Raw genomic sequence first — 20,965 nt, 5'->3', positions numbered from 1 at the left:
CCAAAGAAGCGTCGCCTGGCGCTCTGACGAGAGATCTTTAATGATGGAAATTCTGCGTGGTTCGCCCGCTCTGTCGGCATTTCGTATTAACAAACTGCTGGCCCGCTTTCAGGACGCTCACCTGCCGGTGAGTGACATTTACGCCGAGTACGTCCATTTCGCCGATGTCAGCGCGCCGCTTGACGAGGCTGAAAAAGCCCGTTTACAGCGCCTGCTGAAATATGGTCCTTCTCTCGCCGAACATACCCCCGAAGGTCGCCTGCTGCTGGTGACGCCTCGTCCGGGAACGATTTCCCCGTGGTCTTCCAAGGCGACCGATATCGCCCACAACTGCGATCTGCCGCAGGTGACGCGCCTGGAGCGCGGGCTGGCCTTCTACATCAAAGCGCCGCAGCTGACCGAAGCGCAGTGGACGCAGCTGGGCGCGCTGCTGCATGACCGCATGATGGAAGTGGTGCTCAGCGATCTGTCGCAGGCCGAACGGCTGTTCGCGCATCATGAACCGGCTCCGCTCACCAGCGTGGACGTGCTGGGCGAAGGCCGTACGGCGCTGGAGCTGGCCAACCGCAGGCTGGGCCTGGCGCTGGCGGAAGACGAAATCGACTATCTGCAGCAGGCTTTTGAAAAACTCGGGCGCAACCCGAACGACATTGAGCTGTATATGTTCGCCCAGGCGAACTCAGAGCACTGTCGTCATAAAATCTTTAACGCCGACTGGATCATCGACGGCGAACAGCAGCCAAAATCGCTGTTCAAAATGATCAAAAACACCTTTGAGAAAACGCCGGATCACGTGCTGTCCGCCTATAAAGATAACGCGGCGGTGATGGAAGGCTCGCAGGTTGGCCGCTTCTATGCCGATGCGGAAAGCCGCTACGATTTCCATCAGGAAGAGGCGCATATCCTGATGAAGGTGGAAACCCACAACCACCCGACGGCGATTTCGCCGTGGCCCGGTGCGGCAACCGGTTCCGGCGGTGAAATCCGCGATGAAGGCGCAACCGGACGCGGCGCGAAGCCCAAAGCGGGCCTGGTGGGTTTCTCCGTCTCCAACCTGCGCATTCCCGGTTTTGAACAGCCGTGGGAAGAGGATTTCGGCAAGCCTGACCGCATCGTTACCGCGCTGGATATCATGACTGAAGGCCCGTTGGGCGGCGCGGCGTTTAACAACGAGTTCGGCCGTCCGGCGCTGACCGGCTACTTCCGTACCTATGAAGAAGAAGTTAACAGCCACAACGGTGTCGAGCTGCGCGGCTACCATAAGCCGATTATGCTGGCCGGCGGCATCGGTAATATTCGCGCCGATCACGTGCAGAAAGGCGAAATCACGGTGGGCGCGAAGCTGATCGTGCTGGGCGGCCCGGCGATGAATATCGGCCTGGGCGGCGGCGCGGCCTCTTCTATGGCTTCCGGCCAGTCCGATGCGGATCTCGATTTCGCCTCGGTACAGCGCGACAACCCGGAGATGGAGCGCCGCTGTCAGGAAGTGATCGACCGCTGCTGGCAGCTGGGCGAAGAGAACCCGATCCTGTTTATCCACGACGTGGGCGCGGGCGGTCTGTCTAACGCCATGCCGGAGCTGGTCAGCGACGGCGAACGCGGCGGCCGCTTCAACCTGCGCGATATCCTCAGCGATGAGCCGGGCATGAGCCCGCTGGAAGTCTGGTGTAACGAGTCGCAGGAGCGTTACGTGCTGGCCGTGTCGCCGGACAAACTGGCGCAGTTCGCTGCGCTTTGCCAGCGTGAGCGCGCGCCTTACGCCGTTATCGGCGAAGCCACGGAAGAGATGCACCTGTCGCTGAGCGACAGCCATTTCGATAACAAGCCGATCGATATGCCGCTGGACGTGCTGCTGGGCAAAACGCCGAAGATGACCCGTGAAGCCGTCACGCTGAAAGCCAAAGGCGAGCCGCTGGCGCGGGAAGGCATTACCGTTGCCGATGCCGTTAAACGCGTGCTGCATTTACCGAGCGTGGCGGAAAAAACCTTCCTGATCACCATCGGCGACCGTACCGTTACCGGCATGGTTGCGCGCGATCAGATGGTGGGGCCGTGGCAGATCCCGGTCGCCAACTGCGCCGTGACCACCGCCAGCCTCGACAGCTATTACGGCGAGGCGATGGCGCTGGGCGAGCGCGCGCCGGTAGCCCTGCTGGATTTTGCCGCTTCCGGCCGCCTGGCGGTAGGCGAGGCGCTTACCAATATCGCCGCCACGCAGATTGGTTCGTTAAAGCGCATCAAGCTTTCCGCTAACTGGATGGCGGCGGCAGGCCATCCAGGCGAAGACGCCGGGCTTTATGAAGCCGTTAAAGCGGTAGGCGAGGAGCTTTGTCCGGCGCTGGGCATCACTATCCCGGTCGGCAAAGACTCCATGTCGATGAAAACCCGCTGGCAGCAGGGCACCGAGCAGCGCGAAATGACGTCGCCGCTTTCGCTGGTGATCACCGCTTTTGCCCGCGTGGAAGACGTGCGCCGCACCGTGACGCCGCAGCTGCAAACCGCCAACCATGACAATGCGCTGCTGCTGATCGACCTTGGCCAGGGCGTGAATGCGCTGGGCGCGACGGCGCTGTCGCAGGTGTATCGTCAGCTGGGCGACAAGCCTGCCGACGTGCGCGATGCGCAGCGGCTGGCGGGCTTCTTCACGGCCATGCAGACGCTGGTGGCGGAAGAGAAGCTGCTGGCCTATCACGACCGCTCCGACGGCGGCCTGCTGGTGACGCTGGCGGAAATGGCCTTTACCGGCCACTGCGGCGTTGAAGCGGATATCGCCGCGCTGGGCAGCGATGCGCTGGCCGCGCTGTTTAACGAAGAGCTGGGCGCCGTCATTCAGATTGCGGCGGCCGATCGTGAATACGTAGAGCAGGTTTTTGCCGCTCAGGGACTGGCAGACTGCGTGCACATGCTGGGCCGCGCGCTGCCTGGCGATCGTTTTGTGATCACCTCCGGCAATTCGGCAGTCTACAGCGAAAGCCGCAGCACTCTGCGTACCTGGTGGGCAGAAACCACCTGGCAGATGCAGCGCCTGCGCGACAATCCGGCGTGCGCCGATCAGGAACATGAAGCGAAGAAAAACGATCTCGATCCGGGCCTGAACGTGAAGCTGACCTTCCGGCCGGAAGAAGACATCGCGGCGCCTTATATCGCAACGGGCGCGCGGCCAAAAGTGGCCGTATTGCGCGAGCAGGGCGTTAACTCCCACGTCGAGATGGCGGCGGCTTTCCATCGCGCCGGGTTTGATGCGGTCGACGTGCATATGAGCGATCTGCTGGCTGGCCGTCGCGATCTGGCGGATTTTCAGACGCTGGTGGCCTGCGGCGGTTTCTCCTACGGCGACGTGCTGGGCGCGGGCGAAGGCTGGGCCAAATCCATCCTGTTCAACAATCGCGTGCGCGACGAGTTTGAAACCTTCTTCCATCGTCCACAAACGCTGGCGCTGGGCGTCTGCAACGGCTGTCAGATGATGTCCAACCTGCGCGAGCTGATCCCCGGCAGCGAAGCCTGGCCGCGCTTTGTGCGTAACCAGTCAGAGCGCTTCGAGGCCCGTTTCAGCCTGGTGGAAGTGGCGGCCAGCCCGTCGCTGCTGCTGGCCGGCATGGCGGGATCGCAGATGCCGATTGCCGTTTCGCACGGCGAAGGCTTTGTGGAAGTGCGCGACGAGGCCCATCTGGCCACGCTGGAGCATAAAGGCCTGGTGGCGCTGCGCTTTGTCGACAACTTCGGCAAGGTGACCGAGCAGTATCCGGCTAACCCGAACGGCTCGCCGAACGGGATCACGGCGGTGACCAACGAAAGCGGCCGCGTCACCATTATGATGCCGCACCCGGAACGCGTTTTCCGCACGGTCAGCAACTCCTGGCATCCGGCAGAGTGGGGCGAAGACAGCCCATGGATGCGGATTTTCCGCAACGCGCGTAAGCAGCTTGGTTAAGTTTAGCCTCAACCTTAAAGGCAGCTTCGGCTGCCTTTTTTTATGTTTTCTGAGCCGATGGTGAACAACCGTTGCAAAATAGCGACAGGCCGTCAATCGGGTGTCTCTTAATGGCGACATTTAACTTATTGATTATGCTGTGTTCCTGAGGTTAATCCTAATCCTGTTCCCGAACGGCGACACTTTCTGCCAGCCGGGCGAACTCTTCTGACGCCATTGCGCCGTACTGTTTTTAAAAAGCTATTTAAAATAAAGCGTTATAATTTAATTCCAAACATGGCATGGAATTTGCTATACTAGGCCCAGCGGCTCATTCACCTGGTTATGACAGCCCTGCGCAAGCGGTCAAGCGCTTCATAACGTTCCGAATGACGCACAATACGGTGCCTGCCGTCCAGCGAGACCGATACAGCTCCGGCTCTATCACACTCAGGGCGCAACGTTGAGTTAGGCACCACCTATTCAGGCATGTCGGGATCCCGGCATCGCATCGCATGACGGCAGGCTCCCTGAGCCTGCCGTTTTTCGTTTTACGCTAAGGCTTTCCTCTCGCAGCACACTCCGTTAGCATCGGGCTGACTAAAAACAGGAGAGCTTCCCGTGAAAAAATGGCGTCTGTTTCCCCGATCGCTGCGCCAGCTGGTGCTGATGGCCTTTCTGCTGGTGCTGCTGCCGCTGCTGGTGCTCGCCTGGCAGGCGTGGGAAAGCCTCTCCGCGCTGAGCAATCAGGCGGCCGATATCAATCGCAATACGCTGACCGATGTGCGCCGCAGCGAGGCGATGGCGCGCACCGCGCTTGAACTGGAACGAAGCTACCGCCAGTACTGCGTGCTGGACGATCCGATGCTGGCGAACCTTTATCAGACTCAACGAACCAAATATGCCCGCATGCTGGAAGAGCAGGCGGCGGCGGTGCCCGACGATCGGCTAACGCAGTCGTTGCAGCAGCTGCTGTCCGGACTGGCGAAAATAGCGTGCGACAACAGCAGTCCTGTTAAGACGGCTTCCGACAATCTGGAACGTTTTTCCGCCGTCAACGGCCGGCTGGTGCAGTCCACGCGTGATGCAGTATTTTCACGTGGGCTACAGCTGCAGCGCGAAATAGCCGAACGCGGCCAGTATTTCGGCTGGCAGGCGCTGATCCTGTTTCTGCTCAGTTTAGGGCTGGTGGTGCTGTTTACCCGCATGATCATCGGGCCGGTCAAGGCGGTCGAGCGCATGATCAACCGGCTGGGTGAAGGGCGTTCGGCCGGGCACAATCTCGCGCTGAAAGGCCCGCGCGAGCTGCGTTCTCTCGGCCAGCGGATCTTATGGCTTAGCGAGCGCCTGGCCTGGCTTGAATCGCAGCGACATGAATTCCTGCGCCATATCTCTCACGAGCTGAAAACGCCGCTGGCCAGCATGCGTGAAGGGACGGCGCTGCTGGCGGATGAAGTCGCCGGCCCGCTGACCACCGATCAGCGCGAGGTGGTCGCCATCCTCGACGAAAGCAGCCGCCATCTGCAACGGCTGATTGAACAGCTGCTGGACTATAACCGCAAGCTTTCAGAGGCGCAGGTGGTGCTGAAGCCGGTGGAGCTGCAACCGCTGATCGAGCGCATCGTCAGCAGCCACAACCTCACGGCACGCAAGCGCCTGATCCAGACCGATATTGCCCTGACCGCCACCGCCTGCCGGGCGGATGAAGCCCTGCTGACAAGGGCGATCGATAATCTCTATTCGAATGCGATACACTACGGCGATGAATCCGGTACCATCTGGATCCGCAGCTGGCCGCAGGGCCGCAAGGTCATCATCGAGGTCGCCAACAGCGGCACGCCGATACCGGATGCGGAGCGGGCGATGATTTTTGAGCCTTTCTTTCAGGGAAGCCAGCAGCGCAAAGGCGCGGTAAAAGGCAGCGGTCTGGGCCTGAGCATCGCCAAAGACTGCGTGCATCGCCTGCTGGGCGATCTACAGCTGACCGCCAGTAAAGAGGCCGACGTCTGCTTTCGCATCGAACTTAACTCCATTGGCGAGAACAAATAATGCGATTACCTTTCTTTTTTCCGGCTGCGGGATCGGTTATGCAGCTGGGCAAATACACGGCAGCCGCGCTGCTGGCTGGCCTGCTGGCCGCCTGCGCGAGCGACGCGCCCGGCGCTAAAATCGTGGGTCATAGCGCGCCCGTAGAACCGGAAGCAAAGATAGTGGACTACCGGCTGGTGGACTGCGCCCGGATCTGGGACGTGGAAGAGAGCAAAACCAGCAATCCGCTTTACTGGCTGCGGGCGACAGACTGCGCGGCGCGGCTTTCTGCCGCTGACGCGCGCGCTCAGGCACGCCAGCAGGGCGGCGACAGCTGGCAGGGCGCTTTCAAAGAGGCGGTGCTGATGGCCAACGGTAACGTCACGCCCGTCGAGCGGCGTCAGTATATGCTCCAGCTGGACGCCTTCAGCCGCGACTATCCCGCCGCCGTGCGCCCGCTGCTTCAGCTGTGGCGCGATAACCAAATGGCGCAGCTGCAGCTCTCCGAGGAGCGCACCCGCTACCATCATTTGCAGCAGACCAGCGATGCCCAGCTGGACGCGCTGCGCCAGCAGCAGGCGACGCTGAACAGCGAGCTTAAAGTCACCCGACGCAAGCTGGACACGCTAACGGATATTGAACGTCAGCTCTCCACGCGCCGTTCGCCCGACGGCAGCGACGGCCACAGCGAGAAAAACGACGCGGAAAAAGGAGCGCAGCGATGATAAAAAAATCGGCAAACCTGCTGCTGGTGGATGACGATCCCGGCCTGTTAAAGCTGTTAGGGATGCGCCTGGGCAGCGAAGGGTTTAGCGTATCCACCGCCGAAAGCGGGCCGGAGGCGCTGCGCACGCTGCAAAACGAGCGCATTGATTTGGTCATCAGCGACCTGCGCATGGATGAAATGAACGGTCTGGCGCTGTTTGCCGAGGTGCAGAAAAGCCATCCCGGCATGCCGGTGATTATTCTTACCGCTCACGGCTCGATCCCCGAAGCCGTTTCCGCCACGCAGCAGGGCGTATTCAGCTTTTTAACCAAGCCGGTGGATCGCGACGCGCTCTATAGCGCCATCGATCAGGCTCTGGCACATCGCGCGCCGGCCAGCGACGACGCCTGGCGGGAAAGCATTGTTACCCGCAGCCCGGTGATGCTGCGGCTGCTGGACCAGGCCAGGATGGTGGCGCAGTCCGACGTCAGCGTGCTGATCAACGGCCAGAGCGGAACCGGAAAAGAGATCCTGGCGCAGGCGATTCATGCCGCCAGCCCGAGAGCCGGCAAGGCTTTTATCGCGATTAACTGCGGCGCGCTGCCGGAGCAGCTGCTGGAGTCCGAGCTGTTCGGCCACGCAAAAGGCGCTTTTACCGGCGCGGTGAGCCAGCGCGAAGGGCTGTTTCAGGCCGCAGAAGGCGGCACGCTGTTTTTAGACGAAATCGGCGATATGCCGCAGGCGCTCCAGGTCAAGCTGTTGCGCGTGCTGCAGGAGCGCAAGGTGCGGCCGCTGGGCAGCAATCGCGATCTGGATATTAACGTGCGTATCATTTCCGCCACGCATCGCGATCTGCCGAAGGCCATGGAGAAAAAAGAGTTCCGCGAGGATCTCTATTATCGTCTGAACGTGGTGACGCTGCGCCTGCCGGCGCTGCACGAACGCGCGGAAGATATTCCGCTGCTGGCGAACCATTTGCTGAAGCAGTCCGCCGAAAGGCATAAGCCCTTTGTCCGCAGCTTTTCTACCGATGCGATGAAGCGCCTGATCGCCGCAAGCTGGCCGGGCAACGTGCGCCAGTTGGTTAACGTCATCGAGCAGTGCGTGGCGTTAAGCTCCGCGCCGGTAATAGGTGAAGCGCTGGTGGAGCAGGCGCTGGCGGGCGAAAACACGGCGCTGCCAACTTTTGTCGAGGCCAGAAACCAGTTCGAGCTGAACTACCTGCGCAAGCTGCTGCAAATGACCAAAGGCAACGTGACGCACGCAGCGCGCCTGGCCGGACGCAACCGCACGGAATTCTACAAGCTGCTGTCGCGCCATGAGCTGGATGCCTCTGATTTTAAAGAATAGTTTTTTTGTGCCGCATCGCGGTGCAGATATGATAGTTTATCTGCCCGGCAAAAGTGACAGACCGCGCGGCGGATCCTGTCTGCTGCACATATACTGAATACGCTTACCCTCCGGCTGGCGAGGGAACAACAAGGGTCTGCCATGAAAAAGATCGATGCAATTATCAAACCGTTCAAACTGGATGATGTGCGCGAGGCGCTGGCTGAAGTCGGCATCACCGGGATGACCGTGACCGAAGTGAAGGGGTTTGGCCGCCAGAAAGGGCACACCGAACTTTATCGCGGCGCGGAATATATGGTCGATTTTCTGCCGAAAGTTAAAATCGAGATCGTTATCGCCGACGATATTGTGGATACCTGCGTGGAAACGATTATGCGCACCGCCCAGACCGGGAAAATCGGCGATGGCAAAATTTTTGTCTTCGACGTGGCGCGCGTGGTGCGTATCCGTACCGGCGAAGAAGATGAAGAAGCGATCTGAGTCGCCTGTCTTCAGGTAAAAAAGGCCGGACTATCCGGCCTTTTGCGTATTACAGCACTTTATGCGGGCCGAATACCTCATAGTGCACGCGCTCAACCGCTACTCCCATGCTCACCAGCTGTTCAGCGATATGCTGCATAAAGCCGACCGGGCCACAAAGATAGAAGTGCATGGCCGGATCGCTGAGCTGCTCTGCGATCGGCAGCAGATCCATCAGGCCCGGCGTCTGATAGCGATCGCTATCGTCGGGCTGCGGATCCCGATACCAGATATGCTGTGAAAACTGCGCCAGCTGCTGGCCCGTCGCTACAACCTCATCAGCAAAAGCGTGGGTTTTGCCGTTATCTGCCGCGTGCAGCCAGCGTACCGGCGCAGGGTGGTGCTGTTCCGCCAGCACGTGCAGCATCGCCAGCATCGGCGTCTGACCGACGCCCGCTGAAATCAGCGTGACCGGCGTTTGCGGCGTGATATTCAGGAAGAAATCTCCGGCAGGCGCTGCCAGGCGCACCTCGTCGCCCACTTTGGCGTGATCGTGCAGCCAGCCGGAAACCGTTCCGCCCGCCTCATGCCGCACCGCAATCCGGTAATCTTTGCCGTTTGGCGAACGCGTCAGGGAATACTGGCGGATCTCCTGATTAGCAAAGCTTTTTTCCCGCAGCCAGACGCCCAGATACTGCCCGGCCTGATAATCGGCTACCGGCTGACCATCAACCGGGCTAAAGACAATACTTTTTATTACTTCGCTTTGTGGCGTAATCTCGCTGATGCGGAACGCGCGCGGCGTCCGCCAGCCACCCACTTTTTGTTCCGACGCCTCATACAGCTCTTCTTCACGCTTAATAAACACGTTGGCCAGCACGCCATAGGCTTTTCCCCACGCATCCAGCACTTCCTGGCCGGGGCTGAGCATCTCATCCAGCGTGGCCAGCAGGTGTTCGCCCACTACCTGGTAATGTTCAGGCTGCACGGCAAAGCTGGTGTGCTTCTGCGCGATTTTCTCAACCGCCGGCAGAATAGCGGGCAGGTTTTCAATATTGCCCGCATAGGCGCAGATAGCGTTGAACAGCGCTTCACGCTGGTTGCCGTTGCGCTGGTTGCTCATATTGAAGATGTCTTTCAGCTCCGGATGATGGCTGAACAGCCGATCGTAAAAGTGGGCGGTAAGGGCGGGGCCGGTAGCCAGCAAAGCCGGGATGGTCGCTTTGATGGTGCTGATAGTGCGGGCGTCTAACATGGCGAACTCCTGAGGATTTTTATAAGTTGCATTTTAAATACATCTTATAGCGAAACGCGTCACGCTGTAAATAACCTTTAACCAGACAAGGGCATTTATTACCATAAAAAAAGGACGATGTTGAAAAACCTGCACGTAGATGATGATGAAACAGACGAGCCGCCACGCCAGGGAAAAAGAGAACTAACCCTTGCCAGCGCTGGAGCCAATCGTTTGCGTAAAAACCCTGCTTTCCGGCTATCCCTGAGCAGGCAAAACGGTTTACACTGTTGGCCTTCGCCCAAAAGGGCCGTTCAATGCCGAATAGATTGTTAGCTGAGTCAGGAGAAGCGGATGTTAAAGCGTGATATGAATATTGCCGATTATGATGCCGAGTTGTGGCAGGCAATGGAGCAGGAGAAAGTGCGTCAGGAAGAGCATATTGAACTGATTGCTTCGGAAAACTACACCAGTCCGCGCGTCATGCAGGCGCAGGGATCTCAGCTGACCAACAAATATGCGGAAGGCTATCCGGGCAAGCGCTACTACGGCGGCTGTGAGTATGTTGATATCGTAGAGCAGCTGGCGATCGATCGCGCTAAAGAGCTGTTCGGCGCCGATTTCGCCAACGTGCAGCCGCACTCCGGTTCTCAGGCTAACTTTGCCGTTTATACCGCGCTGCTGCAGCCGGGCGACACCATTCTGGGCATGAACCTGGCGCACGGCGGCCATCTGACCCACGGCTCCCCGGTTAACCTTTCCGGCAAGCTGTACAACGTGGTGCCTTACGGCATCGACGAGACCGGCAAAATCGATTATGACGATCTGGCCGCGCAGGCGCAGAAGCACAAGCCGAAAATGATCATCGGCGGTTTCTCTGCCTACTCCGGCATCTGCGACTGGGCGAAAATGCGTGAAATCGCTGACAGCATCGGCGCTTACCTGTTTGTCGACATGGCGCACGTCGCCGGTCTGATTGCCGCAGGCGTTTACCCGAACCCGGTTCCGCACGCGCATATCGTAACCACCACCACCCATAAAACCCTGGCGGGCCCACGCGGCGGCCTGATCCTGGCGAAGGGCGGCGATGAAGATTTCTATAAAAAGCTGAACTCCGCCGTCTTCCCTGGTGGCCAGGGCGGCCCGCTGATGCACGTGATTGCCGGTAAAGCGGTAGCGCTGAAAGAAGCGATGGAGCCGGAGTTCAAGGTCTATCAGCAGCAGGTTGCCAAAAACGCTAAAGCGATGGTGGAAGTCCTGCTGGAGCGCGGTTACGACATCGTTTCCGGCGGCACCTATAACCACCTGTTCCTGATCGATCTGGTGAGCAAAGGCCTGACCGGTAAAGAAGCTGATGCGGCGCTGGGCCGTGCCAACATCACCGTTAACAAAAACAGCGTGCCGAACGATCCGAAAAGCCCGTTTGTGACTTCCGGCATCCGTATTGGCTCGCCAGCGGTGACTCGTCGCGGCTTTAAGGAAGCGGAAGTGCGCCAGCTGGCCGGCTGGATCAGCGACATCCTTGACAATATCAACGATGAAGCGACCATCGAACGCGTGAAAAAGCAGGTGCTGGAACTGTGCGCCCGCTTCCCGGTGTACGCGTAAAAGCCATAAGCCTGCGGGATGCTGTATCCCGCTTCAGAACGCCGGAGAATTTTCCGGCGCGACAACGAAACGGGACGCTACGTCCCGTTTTTTTCGTCTGTACATTGCCGGAGGAAAAATGGCAATCCGTTCTGCGTGGTGGCTGGGGCTGGGCTACTTCACCTACTTCTTTACCTACGGCGTCTGGCTGCCGTTCTGGGCCGTCTGGCTGAAAGGCATCGGACTTGATGCGGAAAAAATCGGCCTTTTATTAGGCGTCGGCATGGTTTCCCGCTTTACCGGCAGCCTGCTTATCGCTTCCCGCGTGACGACGCCTTCGCGCCTGATTAGCGTGCTGCGTCTGCTGGCGGGGCTGTCGCTGCTGTTTGCCCTGGGCTTTTGGTTTAGCGCGTTCTGGGTCTGGATACTGCTGATCATGATTGGCTTCAACCTGTTTTTCTCTCCGCTGGTGCCGCTGAGCGACGCGCTGGCCGCCACCTGGCAACGGCAGATTGCAATGGCTTACGGCCCGGTCAGGCTGTGGGGATCGCTGGCGTTTGTTATCAGCTCGGCGCTGACCGGCGTGCTGGTTAACGCTTTCTCTTACCAGGCGATCCTGTGGCTGCTCTGTGCAGGAACGGCGGCGATGCTCGGCGGGATGCTGCTTCGCCCGGCCACCCCGCCGCAGGGGAGCGACAAGGTTGTCGCACGTGCGGGCTGGCAGGACTGGCAGCGGCTGCTGAAATCATCCTGGCGCTTTCTGCTCTGCGTCACCCTGATGCAGGGCGCGCACGCGGCCTATTATGGCTTTAGCGCTATCTGGTGGCAGGATGCAGGCTATTCGGCGAGCGTGGTGGGCTACCTCTGGTCGCTGGGCGTGGTGGCAGAAATTATCGTGTTTGCCTCCAGCAACCGGCTTTTTGGGCGCTGGACCGCACGGGACCTGCTGCTGCTCTCCGGCGTATGTGCGCTGATCCGCTGGAGCCTGATGGCCTCAACCACGGCGCTGCCGCTGCTGATCGTAGCGCAGATCCTGCACTGCGGCAGCTTTACCATTTGTCACCTGGCGGCGATGCGCTTTATCGCCGCCAGGGAAGGCGCCGAGGTTATTCGTCTGCAGTCCGTATATTCGGCGCTGGCGATGGGCGGCGGCATTGCGGTAATGACGATAGTCTGCGGGGCGCTGTTCCAGCATCTGCACGGCGATATATTTTGGGTGATGGCGCTGCTGGTGGTGCCGGCGCTGTTTCTGCGGCCGGAAAAGAGCGCTCGCATTGCCGCGAAAACCTAATCGCACTGCGGCTTTGCTAAAATACTCCCCCTTTGCGCGTAGCGCATTGGGGGAAGTACCTCAGCACTTATGCTTGACGATAATGTAGCCGTTAAACCTTACGGCACAATCCTTATCATTCACAAAAGGCGACACAGTTAACCGCACGGGCGGCGGCCTCTCAACAGGCAAAAAGTAAAAATCAGGCAACAAGGTATTCAGAGCCATTGGGCATTGATTTTATGCAAAACAGGTGCTTTGCCCGCAAGTTCTAACCTGCTTTTCGCAGGCCCAGGTCAGGACTCCAGCAGTAGCCTGATACGATCCTGCTGATGCGGCTGTAGCGGCAGTTCCGCATGGATTAACGGCGGAGAGTAGAGCGGCAGCGGCGTGGCATAGGGCGTAATCACCAGCGCAATACCCTTTGGGGCGCTGCTGCGCTGATATTCCGCCACGTCCAGATATTTGATGTTCAGCGGCAGCAGCGTCAGTTCGCGGAGCTGCTGTTCGAGCTCTTTTTCCAGCGCGGCATCTTTTCCTGTTAGCAGCAGTACCTGCTTTTCCTGCAGCACGTTTTCCTGCATCAGCCACGCGCCGAAAATAATAGCAATAAGCCCCATCTCTTCTTCAGAAAAACGCAGCGAGTAGCGCTGTTCAAAGCTGACTATTGCCGCCTGGGTGGTACGCAACAGCCGTGGATAAAGCTGCAGAACCTCTTCCGCCAGGCTGTTATCAATGCCGATACCAAACAGGGATCGCTCCAGCGCCTGCGCCATGTGCGTATAGAGCTGTTCGCACAGGCCCTGCACGTTGCCGATACGGTGACCGGAAAGCATCTGAAATTGCTCAATCAGCCGATAAATATCGGCAAGCAGCTGCTGCTCATAGTCATGACGGATCCCGGCGAGGGTGGGCGTATGAAGCTGGCTGAACAGCAGGGCAAGCAAGCAGGCAATATTCGCCTCCGGCGCGGCCTTACAGCGTTTTTGCCAGTGCTGCACAATCTCCTGCGCTACCTGATATTCCCGACGCTTTGCCAGCCAGGCCTGCTGGGCCTCATTAAATGACAGGGGCGCCTGGCGACCCAGCGAATGCTGCATAAACAGCGCCAGAAACTGACAGTCGCGCGGCGTAAACTCTCGTGACAAACCCTGCGCGCAGTGGTGAACCAGCGCATTCAGGTTATGGTCATCATAAAGGGCTTTTTCTATCCGCAGCGTTTGCAGCTGCTGCTTCAGCGCCGGAGAAAAATGCTGCCGAACAAAATCAGGGCTTAGCCGCAGCGCGCGTTTAAGCCAGTGCAGCAGGCAAAGCCGCCGATCCAGTTCCGCACCGTCAATCCGATAGCCGTCAGTAGCGTGCTGTAGCAGCGACAGCCGGTGATAGCGCTGGATTTCTGCCGTGACCTCCGCTATATCTTGCCGGGCCACGGAAGGATCCACGCCGTTGAGCTGGCACAATAGCTCCAGCGTGACGCTGCCTGGCAGATAAAGCAGTAATAGCAGATGGCAGCGTCGCTGCGGACTGGAGAAAGCAGCTGGCCCGATTAGAGGTTGAGTCATGATCTGCTGTCCCGATAAAAGTCACCCCGCTAAGAATAGCGTGACCCGGTCGGACTAAACCGACAGCCAGCAGATTTTTTTGTAGCTTTTAAGGCAGGTCACAGATTTTTTCACCGGTTGGATAAGGAGCAGGTGTTGTTACGTTATAACATTTTTATCAGACTGCTGTGCATAGCGTTGCTGATGGTAATGCCGCAAGCATGGAGCCATCCCCATAGCTTTATCGCTATGCAGGCCACGCTGGTGCAGCAGGACGATCGGCTGACCGGCCTGAAAATGCACTGGGTGATGGATGAGATCACCTCCGCCGATTTATTGTACGACGCGGGCAAAGCCAAACCGGATTCGGTGGTCTGGAAAAAACTGGCGGCGGAAGTGATGGCCAACGTGATGGCGCAGCATTATTTCGCCGAGTTTTGGCATAAAGGCAAGCCGGTGAAATTTGGCAACTTACCGCCGGAATACCGGCTGTCGCGAGAGGGAAACAAAGCCGTGCTGGAGTTTATTCTGCCGCTGGACGAACCGCAGCCGCTGGCCGGACAGCGCTACACCTTTTCCATTTTCGATCCGACTTACTTTGTCGATATGACTTTTGCATCCGAACAATCGCTGCATCTTCCGCCAGAGCTGGCGCAGCGCTGCCGATTTACGCTTAAAACGCCCAACCCCAATGCTTCGCTTCAGGCCTATGCGCTGTCGCTGGATAAAGCCGATGCGCCGCCAGCCGATATGGATCTTGGCCGCCAGTTTGCCCAAACGGTGACCTTATTATGTCAGTGATGCCCGTAGCGCAGCGATCCCGCAGCCGCTGGCTTCAGGCGTGGCCGCTTTATCTGCTGCTGTTGGTATTTATCGCAGCGGGTGTGACAGCCTGGCTGTACTGGCCGCAATTATTGCTGCAAAGCGTGGTCTGGCAGCGCAATTTGCATGTGGAGATGACGGCGCTGCTGCAGCAGGTGGCAAGCCGGCCGCATCAGGTCGGCCTGACGCTGATGGGGTTCAGCCTGATTTATGGCATCCTGCACGCGCTTGGGCCGGGCCACGGCAAAGTAGTGATTGCAACGTTTCTGGCTACGCATCCCACGAAGATGAACACCAGCATCCGGCTGACCCTGGCCGCAGCCCTCCTACAGGGCGGCGTGGCGATTGCGCTGGTGACGATAATGCTGGTGGTGCTACAGCTCTCTTCCCGCCAGCTGCATGTGGGCAGCTACTGGCTGGAAAAGGGCAGTTATCTGCTGGTAGTCGGGCTGGGGCTGTGGTTGTGCTGGCGAGCGGGCGGCAGAATTGTGCGCCTGCTGAAAAAGCCCCGGCTTGCCGTTCGCCGCCTGATGCCTGTAGAACAGGGCCATCGGCACGGCGCACACTGCGGCTGCGGGCATCAGCACGTGCCGGATAGCGGAATGCTGGATAAGGCGGTCAGCGGTAAAACCAAAGCGCTGGTGGTGCTGTCAATGGGGCTGCGGCCGTGCTCCGGCGCGATTATGATGCTGCTGTTTTCTAAAGTGATCGGTGTTTACGCATGGGGCGTGCTTTCCGCACTGGCGATGGCGGTGGGAACGGCCGTTACGGTAACGGCTATGGCCGTGCTGGTGCAGGTTTCGCGCGCGCTGGCGCTGAAGCTGAGTCGACGAGAAAACGCGCAGAGCGATCGCGCTTTTATCTGGGCAACGCTGTCGCTGGCAGGCGGCCTGCTGCTGCTGGCAACCGGCGTAATGCTGTGGTTGAGCGCGCAGCCTGCGTTATCCGGCGGGATACGACCGCTTTTTTAAATGCGCGGCAATAAAAAAGGGCTGAACAAACGTTCAGCCCTTTCTTGAGAGTGATTTAGCGCTTCAGCGCTTCGCTCAGCTCGTCGCGCATGGTCGCCAGCATCGCTTTTACCACGCGTGGGTTACCGGCGACGATGTTGCCGGAGTGCATATAGCCATGCGCGCCAACGAAGTCGGTCACCAGGCCGCCTGCTTCACGTACCAGCAGCTCGCCCGCGGCGAAATCCCACGGCTTCAGGCCGATTTCAAAGTAGCCGTCCACGCGGCCGGCGGCAACGTAAGCCAGATCCAGCGCGGCAGAACCGGTGCGACGGAAATCCGCGCACTGGGTAAAGAGTTTACCCACGATATTGATATACGGCGTGGCGTGCTGCTTCAGCTTGAACGGGAAACCGGTCGCCAGGATGGTGCCATCCAGATCGCGAGCGGTGGAGCCGCGCAGGCGATAGCCGTTCAGCTGGGTGCCCTGGCCGCGTACGGCGCTGAACAGTTCGTTACGCATTGGATCGTAAACCACGGCCACTTCGGTGCGGCCTTTGATACGTACGGCGATAGAAATACAGAAATGCGGCAGGCGCTTAATGAAGTTAGTAGTGCCATCCAGTGGATCGATAACCCATTGCACATCCTTGTCTTCTCCGGGCAGCTCACCGCTTTCTTCACAAATAATGGTGTGCTTTGGATAAGACTTGCGGATCACCTCAATAATCAGGCGCTCGGCGTCGCGGTCAACATTGGTAACGAAGTCGTTGCTGCCTTTCTGGCTGGCTTCAACGGCGTCTGGCGTTTCATAATTCTTGGCAATTAAATTACCGGCCTTGCGCGCAGCGCGCACGGCGATGTTGAGCATCGGATGCATCGGTCTCTCTCACTGGATGTTAAAGAACGGAAAACGGCGCGGATTATAGCAGGGGGCTCGGTAAAAGTCCTGAAAATATGTTAACATTGGCAAATTATCTCACAGACCTGAACTCCTATGCTGCATAACATCCGAATCGTGCTGGTGGAAACTTCTCACACCGGCAATATGGGATCCGTCGCTCGCGCGATGAAAACCATGGGCCTGACCAACCTTTATCTGGTCAATCCGCTGGTCAAACCTGACTCGCAGGCTATCGCACTGGCCGCTGGCGCCAGCGACGTGATTGGCGAAGCGCACATCGTTGACACGCTTGATGAAGCGCTGGCCGGTTGCAGTCTGGTGGTTGGCACCAGCGCCCGTTCGCGTTCGCTACCGTGGCCGATGCTCGATCCGCGCGAGTGCGGCATCAAGAGCGTGCAGGAAGGGCAGCAGGCGCCGGTTGCGCTGGTGTTTGGCCGCGAGCGCGTGGGCCTGACCAACGAAGAGCTGCAAAAGTGCCACTATCACGTAGCCATTGCCGCTAACCCGGAGTACAGCTCGCTCAACCTGGCGATGGCGGTACAGATCATCGCTTATGAAGTGCGCATGGCGTTTTTGCAATCGCAGGAAACCACACAGCCCGACTACGAAGAGTCGCCTTATCCGCTGGTCGACGACCTTGAGCGCTTTTACCAGCATATGGAACAGATGATGGTGAGAAGCGGCTTTATACGTGAAGGCAATCCCGGCCAGGTGATGAGCAAGATGCGCCGCCTTTATACGCGGGCGCGTCCGGAGCGCGACGAGCTGAATATTCTGCGCGGCATGCTCTCTTCGCTGGAAAAGCCAAAGAGCGAGAAATAGTCGAGGCGCGCAAAAAAGCAGCGGTAATAGTTGAGTAAATTACCAGGTTAAATACTTGAGTGAATTACTCGGTTAAATAGTTGACCAAAACACTCAGGAATGGCAGACTTCGACCATCAAATGTTCACGAACAACCGAGGTCGTTTACGCCATGAGACTGACATCCAAAGGCCGTTATGCCGTTACCGCTATGCTTGATGTTGCGCTGCACTCGCACGAAGGGCCAGTACCTTTAGCTGATATTTCAGAGCGTCAGGGCATTTCGCTGTCCTACCTGGAGCAGCTTTTCTCTCGCCTGCGTAAAAACGGTCTGGTGGCCAGCGTACGTGGGCCAGGCGGCGGCTATCTGCTGGGCAAAGCGTCCGGCGAGATTGCGGTTGGCGCGGTGATCACCGCCGTGGATGAGTCTGTAGATGCGACCAAGTGTCAGGGCAAAGAAGGCTGTCAGGGCGGCGAACGCTGTCTGACCCACGTGCTGTGGCGCGACCTGAGCGAGCGCATCAGCGACTTCCTGAACAACATTACGCTGGCGGAACTGGTGAACAACCAGGAAATCCTGGATGTGGCCGATCGTCAGAACAACACTGAAAAAGCGCGCGTGCCGGCCGGCCGCCTGCATGAAACGATTAACGTCAATCTGCGAGCCTGATTAAAGCGGCGGCGAAAGCCGTCGTCCTCATACCACTCTGTGTCGGGGACGATGGTCACCGACGCGGCAGACCGCATTGAATGACATACTTAACTGTACGGAGTTCAACGCAATGAAAGTCCCGATTTACCTTGATTACGCCGCCACCACGCCCGCCGATCCCCGCGTAGCGCAAAAAATGGTGCAGTTTCTGACCCTTGACGGGACTTTTGGCAATCCGGCTTCCCGCTCCCATCGCTTTGGCTGGCAGGCGGAAGAAGCGGTCGACGTCGCCCGCAACCAGGTTGCCGAACTAATTGGTGCCGATCCCCGCGAAATCGTTTTTACCTCTGGCGCAACCGAATCCGATAATCTGGCCATCAAAGGCGCGGCCGAACTCCAGCAGGAGAAAGGCAAACACATCATCACCAGCCAGACCGAGCACAAAGCCGTGTTGGATACCTGTATCCAGCTGGAGCGCGAAGGGTTCGAGGTAACTTACCTGGCCCCGCAGGCCGACGGCATTATCACGCTGCAACAGCTGCAGGACGCGATGCGCGACGACACCATCCTGGTTTCCATTATGCACGTCAATAATGAAACCGGCGTGGTGCAGGATATTGCAGCTATCGGCGAACTGTGCCAGTCGCGCGGCGTTCTCTTCCACGTTGACGCCACGCAGAGCGTCGGCAAGCTGCCGGTGGATCTCAGCGAGCTGAAAGTCGACCTGATGTCTTTTTCCGCGCATAAGCTCTATGGCCCGAAAGGCATCGGCGGACTTTACGTGCGCAGAAAGCCCCGTATCCGTATCGCCGCGCAGATCCACGGCGGTGGTCACGAGCGCGGCATGCGTTCCGGCACGCTGCCCGTGCATCAAATCGTCGGCATGGGCGAGGCCTACCGTATCGCAAAGGAAGAGATGAGCAGCGAAAGCGCCCGGCTTAACCTGCTGCGCAGAACCCTGTGGGCGGGCCTGAGCGAAATTGACGAGGTGTATCTTAACGGTAGCCTGGAGCAGAGCGCGCCGAATATCCTTAACGTCAGCTTTGCGCACGTGGACGGCGAATCGCTGATTATGGCGCTGAAAGATCTGGCGCTCTCCTCCGGCTCCGCCTGCACCTCGGCCAGCCTTGAACCTTCCTATGTCCTGCGCGCGCTGGGCCTGAGCGAAGAGCTGGCGCACAGTTCGCTGCGCTTTTCGCTGGGGCGCTTTACCACGGGTGAGGAGATCGAATACGCTATCGAGCTGGTGCGTAAATCCATTACCCGCCTGCGTGACTTGTCTCCGCAATGGCGAGCGGCGTCTTCGCGCTAATCTTTTCCGTTCTACGGGCTGTTTAGCCCGTTATGCTTAATCTGTTAATCTTAAAACGAACAGGCAGCGTTATCGCTGCCGTCGGCCGTTGCAAGGTCGATATAACAAATTTTTAACAAGGAGCCAGGTTATGACAACCACGCCAATGATCATTACGCTGTCGACGACAGCGGCGGATGCGCGCTGGGGCGAAAAAGCGACCCTGACCAGCAACGACAGCGGCATGACCATCCACCTTAACGGCGGCGATGTGCTGACCACCATTCAGCGCGCGGCGCGCAAAATCGACGGGCAGGGCATTCGTCACGTCAGCCTGCAGGGCGACTGGGACCTGGAAAAAAGCTGGGCCTTCTGGCAGGGCTATCGCGGGCCGAAAGGCGAAAGAAAAGTTGAATGGGCCGCGCTGAGCGAGGCGGATCGGGCCGAGCTCGATCGTCGTCTGAAAATCATCGACTGGGTGCGCGACACCATCAACCTTCCGGCGGAAGAACTTAGCCCGGAGCAGCTGGCGCAGCGCGCGGTCGATCTGCTCTGCGGCGTGGCGGGCGAAAAGGCCAGCTACCGCATTACCAAAGGCGAGGATCTGCGTCTTCAGGGCTACAGCGGTCTGCATACGGTAGGACGCGGCTCAACACGCAGCCCGGCGCTGCTGGCGCTGGACTATAACCCGACGGGCGATGAGAAAGCGCCGGTCTTCGCCTGCCTGGTGGGCAAAGGCATCACCTTTGATACCGGCGGCTACAGCCTGAAACCCAGCGGCTCGATGGATTCAATGAAGTCGGATATGGGCGGTGCCGCCACGCTGACCGGCGCGCTGGCGCTGGCTATCGATCGCGGACTGGATAAGCGCGTGAAGCTGTATCTCTGCTGCGCCGACAACATGGTCAGCGGCAACGCTTTCCGTCTGGGCGATATTATTCGTTACCGCAACGGGAAAAGCGTAGAGGTGATGAACACCGATGCGGAAGGGCGCCTGGTGCTGGCGGACGGCCTGATCGACGCCAGCGAACAGAACCCGCAGCTGATGATCGATGCGGCGACGCTGACCGGCGCGGCCAAAACGGCGCTGGGCAACGATTATCACGCGCTGTTCAGCTTTGATGACGCGTTGGCGCAGTCGCTGCTGGAGAGCGCCGCCAGCGAGAACGAACCTTTCTGGCGACTGCCGCTGGCCGAGTTCCATCGCGGCTATCTGCCTTCTAACTTTGCCGATTTAAACAATATTGCCGCGCCTTCGCATACGGCAGGCGCCAGCACGGCCGCCGCGTTTCTGTCGCACTTTGTGAAGCACTATCAGCAGGGCTGGCTGCATATCGACTGCTCAGCGACCTACCGTAAAGGCGCGGTGGATCAGTGGTCTGCCGGCGCGACCGGACTGGGCGTACGTACCGTGGCGAATCTGCTGCTGAAATAGAACGTGTAGCCGGGCGCTGCGCCCG

16 protein-coding genes are annotated in these 20,965 nt (G+C 58.9%); 13 read left to right on the top strand and 3 right to left on the bottom strand.

Annotated features, from left to right (window positions below):
• The first annotated feature begins 40 nt into the window (after positions 1-40).
• The 5 genes from purL to glnB all read left to right on the top strand — a co-directional run bounded on the left by purL (position 41) and on the right by glnB (position 8,474).
• Positions 41-3,931 (top strand): phosphoribosylformylglycinamidine synthase, encoded by a 3,891-nt coding sequence (purL, locus tag QCD69_RS11240; protein WP_301252050.1) that lies wholly within the window; start codon positions 41-43, stop codon positions 3,929-3,931.
• A gap of 600 nt (positions 3,932-4,531) precedes the next feature.
• A complete protein-coding gene (locus QCD69_RS11235) occupies positions 4,532-5,959 on the top strand; it encodes a sensor histidine kinase (protein ID WP_301252049.1) in 1,428 nt (475 codons plus the stop codon).
• Positions 5,960-5,997: 38 nt separating this feature from the next.
• Complete coding sequence (gene qseG, locus QCD69_RS11230) at positions 5,998-6,663, top strand: two-component system QseEF-associated lipoprotein QseG (RefSeq protein ID WP_253459268.1); 666 nt, start codon at positions 5,998-6,000, stop codon at positions 6,661-6,663.
• Complete coding sequence (gene glrR, locus QCD69_RS11225; RefSeq protein ID WP_253459270.1) at positions 6,660-7,994, top strand: two-component system response regulator GlrR; 1,335 nt, start codon at positions 6,660-6,662, stop codon at positions 7,992-7,994. Before qseG ends, glrR begins: the two co-directional genes overlap by 4 nt.
• Positions 7,995-8,135: 141 nt before the next feature.
• Complete coding sequence (glnB, locus tag QCD69_RS11220; protein ID WP_125289509.1) at positions 8,136-8,474, top strand: nitrogen regulatory protein P-II; 339 nt, start codon at positions 8,136-8,138, stop codon at positions 8,472-8,474.
• A gap of 49 nt (positions 8,475-8,523) precedes the next feature.
• Here glnB and hmpA read toward each other — a convergent pair whose 3' ends face one another.
• Positions 8,524-9,708: an NO-inducible flavohemoprotein gene (hmpA, locus tag QCD69_RS11215; RefSeq protein ID WP_301252048.1), complete on the bottom strand. Its 1,185-nt coding sequence runs from the start codon at positions 9,706-9,708 to the stop codon at positions 8,524-8,526.
• 333 nt (positions 9,709-10,041) lie between these two features.
• Between hmpA and glyA the strand changes: the two genes are divergently transcribed.
• Together glyA and QCD69_RS11205 are read left to right on the top strand one after the other, a co-directional pair.
• Entirely contained in the window at positions 10,042-11,295 is a 1,254-nt protein-coding gene (gene glyA, locus QCD69_RS11210; protein WP_301252047.1) for a serine hydroxymethyltransferase, read from the top strand.
• A 118-nt stretch (positions 11,296-11,413) separates the two neighbouring features.
• Positions 11,414-12,565, top strand: coding sequence for a 3-phenylpropionate MFS transporter (locus QCD69_RS11205; RefSeq protein ID WP_301252046.1), 1,152 nt, complete (start codon positions 11,414-11,416; stop codon positions 12,563-12,565).
• Positions 12,566-12,840: 275 nt separating this feature from the next.
• Here QCD69_RS11205 and csiE read toward each other — a convergent pair whose 3' ends face one another.
• A complete protein-coding gene (csiE, locus tag QCD69_RS11200) occupies positions 12,841-14,106 on the bottom strand; it encodes a stationary phase inducible protein CsiE (protein WP_301252045.1) in 1,266 nt (421 codons plus the stop codon).
• A 183-nt stretch (positions 14,107-14,289) separates the two neighbouring features.
• On the opposite strand from csiE, the gene QCD69_RS11195 reads away from it, so the two are divergent.
• Positions 14,290-14,886 carry a DUF1007 family protein gene (locus QCD69_RS11195; protein WP_301252084.1) on the top strand — a complete coding sequence of 199 codons (597 nt, stop codon included), beginning with the start codon at positions 14,290-14,292 and terminating at the stop codon, positions 14,884-14,886.
• Complete coding sequence (locus QCD69_RS11190; RefSeq protein WP_301252044.1) at positions 14,877-15,878, top strand: nickel/cobalt transporter; 1,002 nt, start codon at positions 14,877-14,879, stop codon at positions 15,876-15,878. Before QCD69_RS11195 ends, QCD69_RS11190 begins: the two co-directional genes overlap by 10 nt.
• A gap of 55 nt (positions 15,879-15,933) precedes the next feature.
• Here QCD69_RS11190 and suhB read toward each other — a convergent pair whose 3' ends face one another.
• Complete coding sequence (gene suhB / locus QCD69_RS11185; protein ID WP_253459288.1) at positions 15,934-16,737, bottom strand: inositol-1-monophosphatase; 804 nt, start codon at positions 16,735-16,737, stop codon at positions 15,934-15,936.
• 117 nt (positions 16,738-16,854) lie between these two features.
• Here suhB and trmJ point away from each other — a divergent pair, with 117 nt between their 5' ends.
• The 4 genes from trmJ to pepB all read left to right on the top strand — a co-directional run bounded on the left by trmJ (position 16,855) and on the right by pepB (position 20,940).
• Positions 16,855-17,583 carry a tRNA (cytosine(32)/uridine(32)-2'-O)-methyltransferase TrmJ gene (gene trmJ, locus QCD69_RS11180; RefSeq protein ID WP_253459291.1) on the top strand — a complete coding sequence of 243 codons (729 nt, stop codon included), beginning with the start codon at positions 16,855-16,857 and terminating at the stop codon, positions 17,581-17,583.
• Positions 17,584-17,734: 151 nt separating this feature from the next.
• Positions 17,735-18,232 carry a Fe-S cluster assembly transcriptional regulator IscR gene (iscR, locus tag QCD69_RS11175; RefSeq protein ID WP_253459294.1) on the top strand — a complete coding sequence of 166 codons (498 nt, stop codon included), beginning with the start codon at positions 17,735-17,737 and terminating at the stop codon, positions 18,230-18,232.
• A 112-nt stretch (positions 18,233-18,344) separates the two neighbouring features.
• A complete protein-coding gene (locus QCD69_RS11170) occupies positions 18,345-19,526 on the top strand; it encodes an IscS subfamily cysteine desulfurase (RefSeq protein WP_253459297.1) in 1,182 nt (393 codons plus the stop codon).
• 130 nt (positions 19,527-19,656) lie between these two features.
• Positions 19,657-20,940: an aminopeptidase PepB gene (pepB, locus tag QCD69_RS11165; RefSeq protein ID WP_253459300.1), complete on the top strand. Its 1,284-nt coding sequence runs from the start codon at positions 19,657-19,659 to the stop codon at positions 20,938-20,940.
• Positions 20,941-20,965: the final 25 nt, after the last annotated feature.

The sequence above is a fragment of the Erwinia sp. PsM31 genome (genome assembly GCF_030433775.1).
GTDB classification, from domain to species: domain Bacteria; phylum Pseudomonadota; class Gammaproteobacteria; order Enterobacterales; family Enterobacteriaceae; genus Erwinia; species Erwinia aeris.
Note: the sequence above shows the minus strand (reverse complement) of the source record. Positions and strands in the feature narration are given on the sequence as shown.

Bases quoted from the DNA above. Each gene is read 5' to 3' on its own strand.
- glrR (WP_253459270.1), top strand. From the start codon at position 6,660: ATGATAAAAAAATCGGCAAACCTGCTGCTGGTGGATGACGATCCCGGC.
- trmJ (WP_253459291.1), top strand. From the start codon at position 16,855: ATGCTGCATAACATCCGAATCGTGCTGGTGGAAACTTCTCACACCGGC.
- csiE (WP_301252045.1), bottom strand. From the start codon at position 14,106: ATGACTCAACCTCTAATCGGGCCAGCTGCTTTCTCCAGTCCGCAGCGA.
- glyA (WP_301252047.1), top strand. From the start codon at position 10,042: ATGTTAAAGCGTGATATGAATATTGCCGATTATGATGCCGAGTTGTGG.
- QCD69_RS11195 (WP_301252084.1), top strand. From the start codon at position 14,290: ATGGTAATGCCGCAAGCATGGAGCCATCCCCATAGCTTTATCGCTATG.
- QCD69_RS11190 (WP_301252044.1), top strand. From the start codon at position 14,877: ATGTCAGTGATGCCCGTAGCGCAGCGATCCCGCAGCCGCTGGCTTCAG.
- iscR (WP_253459294.1), top strand. From the start codon at position 17,735: ATGAGACTGACATCCAAAGGCCGTTATGCCGTTACCGCTATGCTTGAT.
- glnB (WP_125289509.1), top strand. From the start codon at position 8,136: ATGAAAAAGATCGATGCAATTATCAAACCGTTCAAACTGGATGATGTG.
- hmpA (WP_301252048.1), bottom strand. From the start codon at position 9,708: ATGTTAGACGCCCGCACTATCAGCACCATCAAAGCGACCATCCCGGCT.
- QCD69_RS11205 (WP_301252046.1), top strand. From the start codon at position 11,414: ATGGCAATCCGTTCTGCGTGGTGGCTGGGGCTGGGCTACTTCACCTAC.
- purL (WP_301252050.1), top strand. From the start codon at position 41: ATGATGGAAATTCTGCGTGGTTCGCCCGCTCTGTCGGCATTTCGTATT.
- suhB (WP_253459288.1), bottom strand. From the start codon at position 16,737: ATGCATCCGATGCTCAACATCGCCGTGCGCGCTGCGCGCAAGGCCGGT.
- QCD69_RS11170 (WP_253459297.1), top strand. From the start codon at position 18,345: ATGAAAGTCCCGATTTACCTTGATTACGCCGCCACCACGCCCGCCGAT.
- pepB (WP_253459300.1), top strand. From the start codon at position 19,657: ATGACAACCACGCCAATGATCATTACGCTGTCGACGACAGCGGCGGAT.
- qseG (WP_253459268.1), top strand. From the start codon at position 5,998: ATGCAGCTGGGCAAATACACGGCAGCCGCGCTGCTGGCTGGCCTGCTG.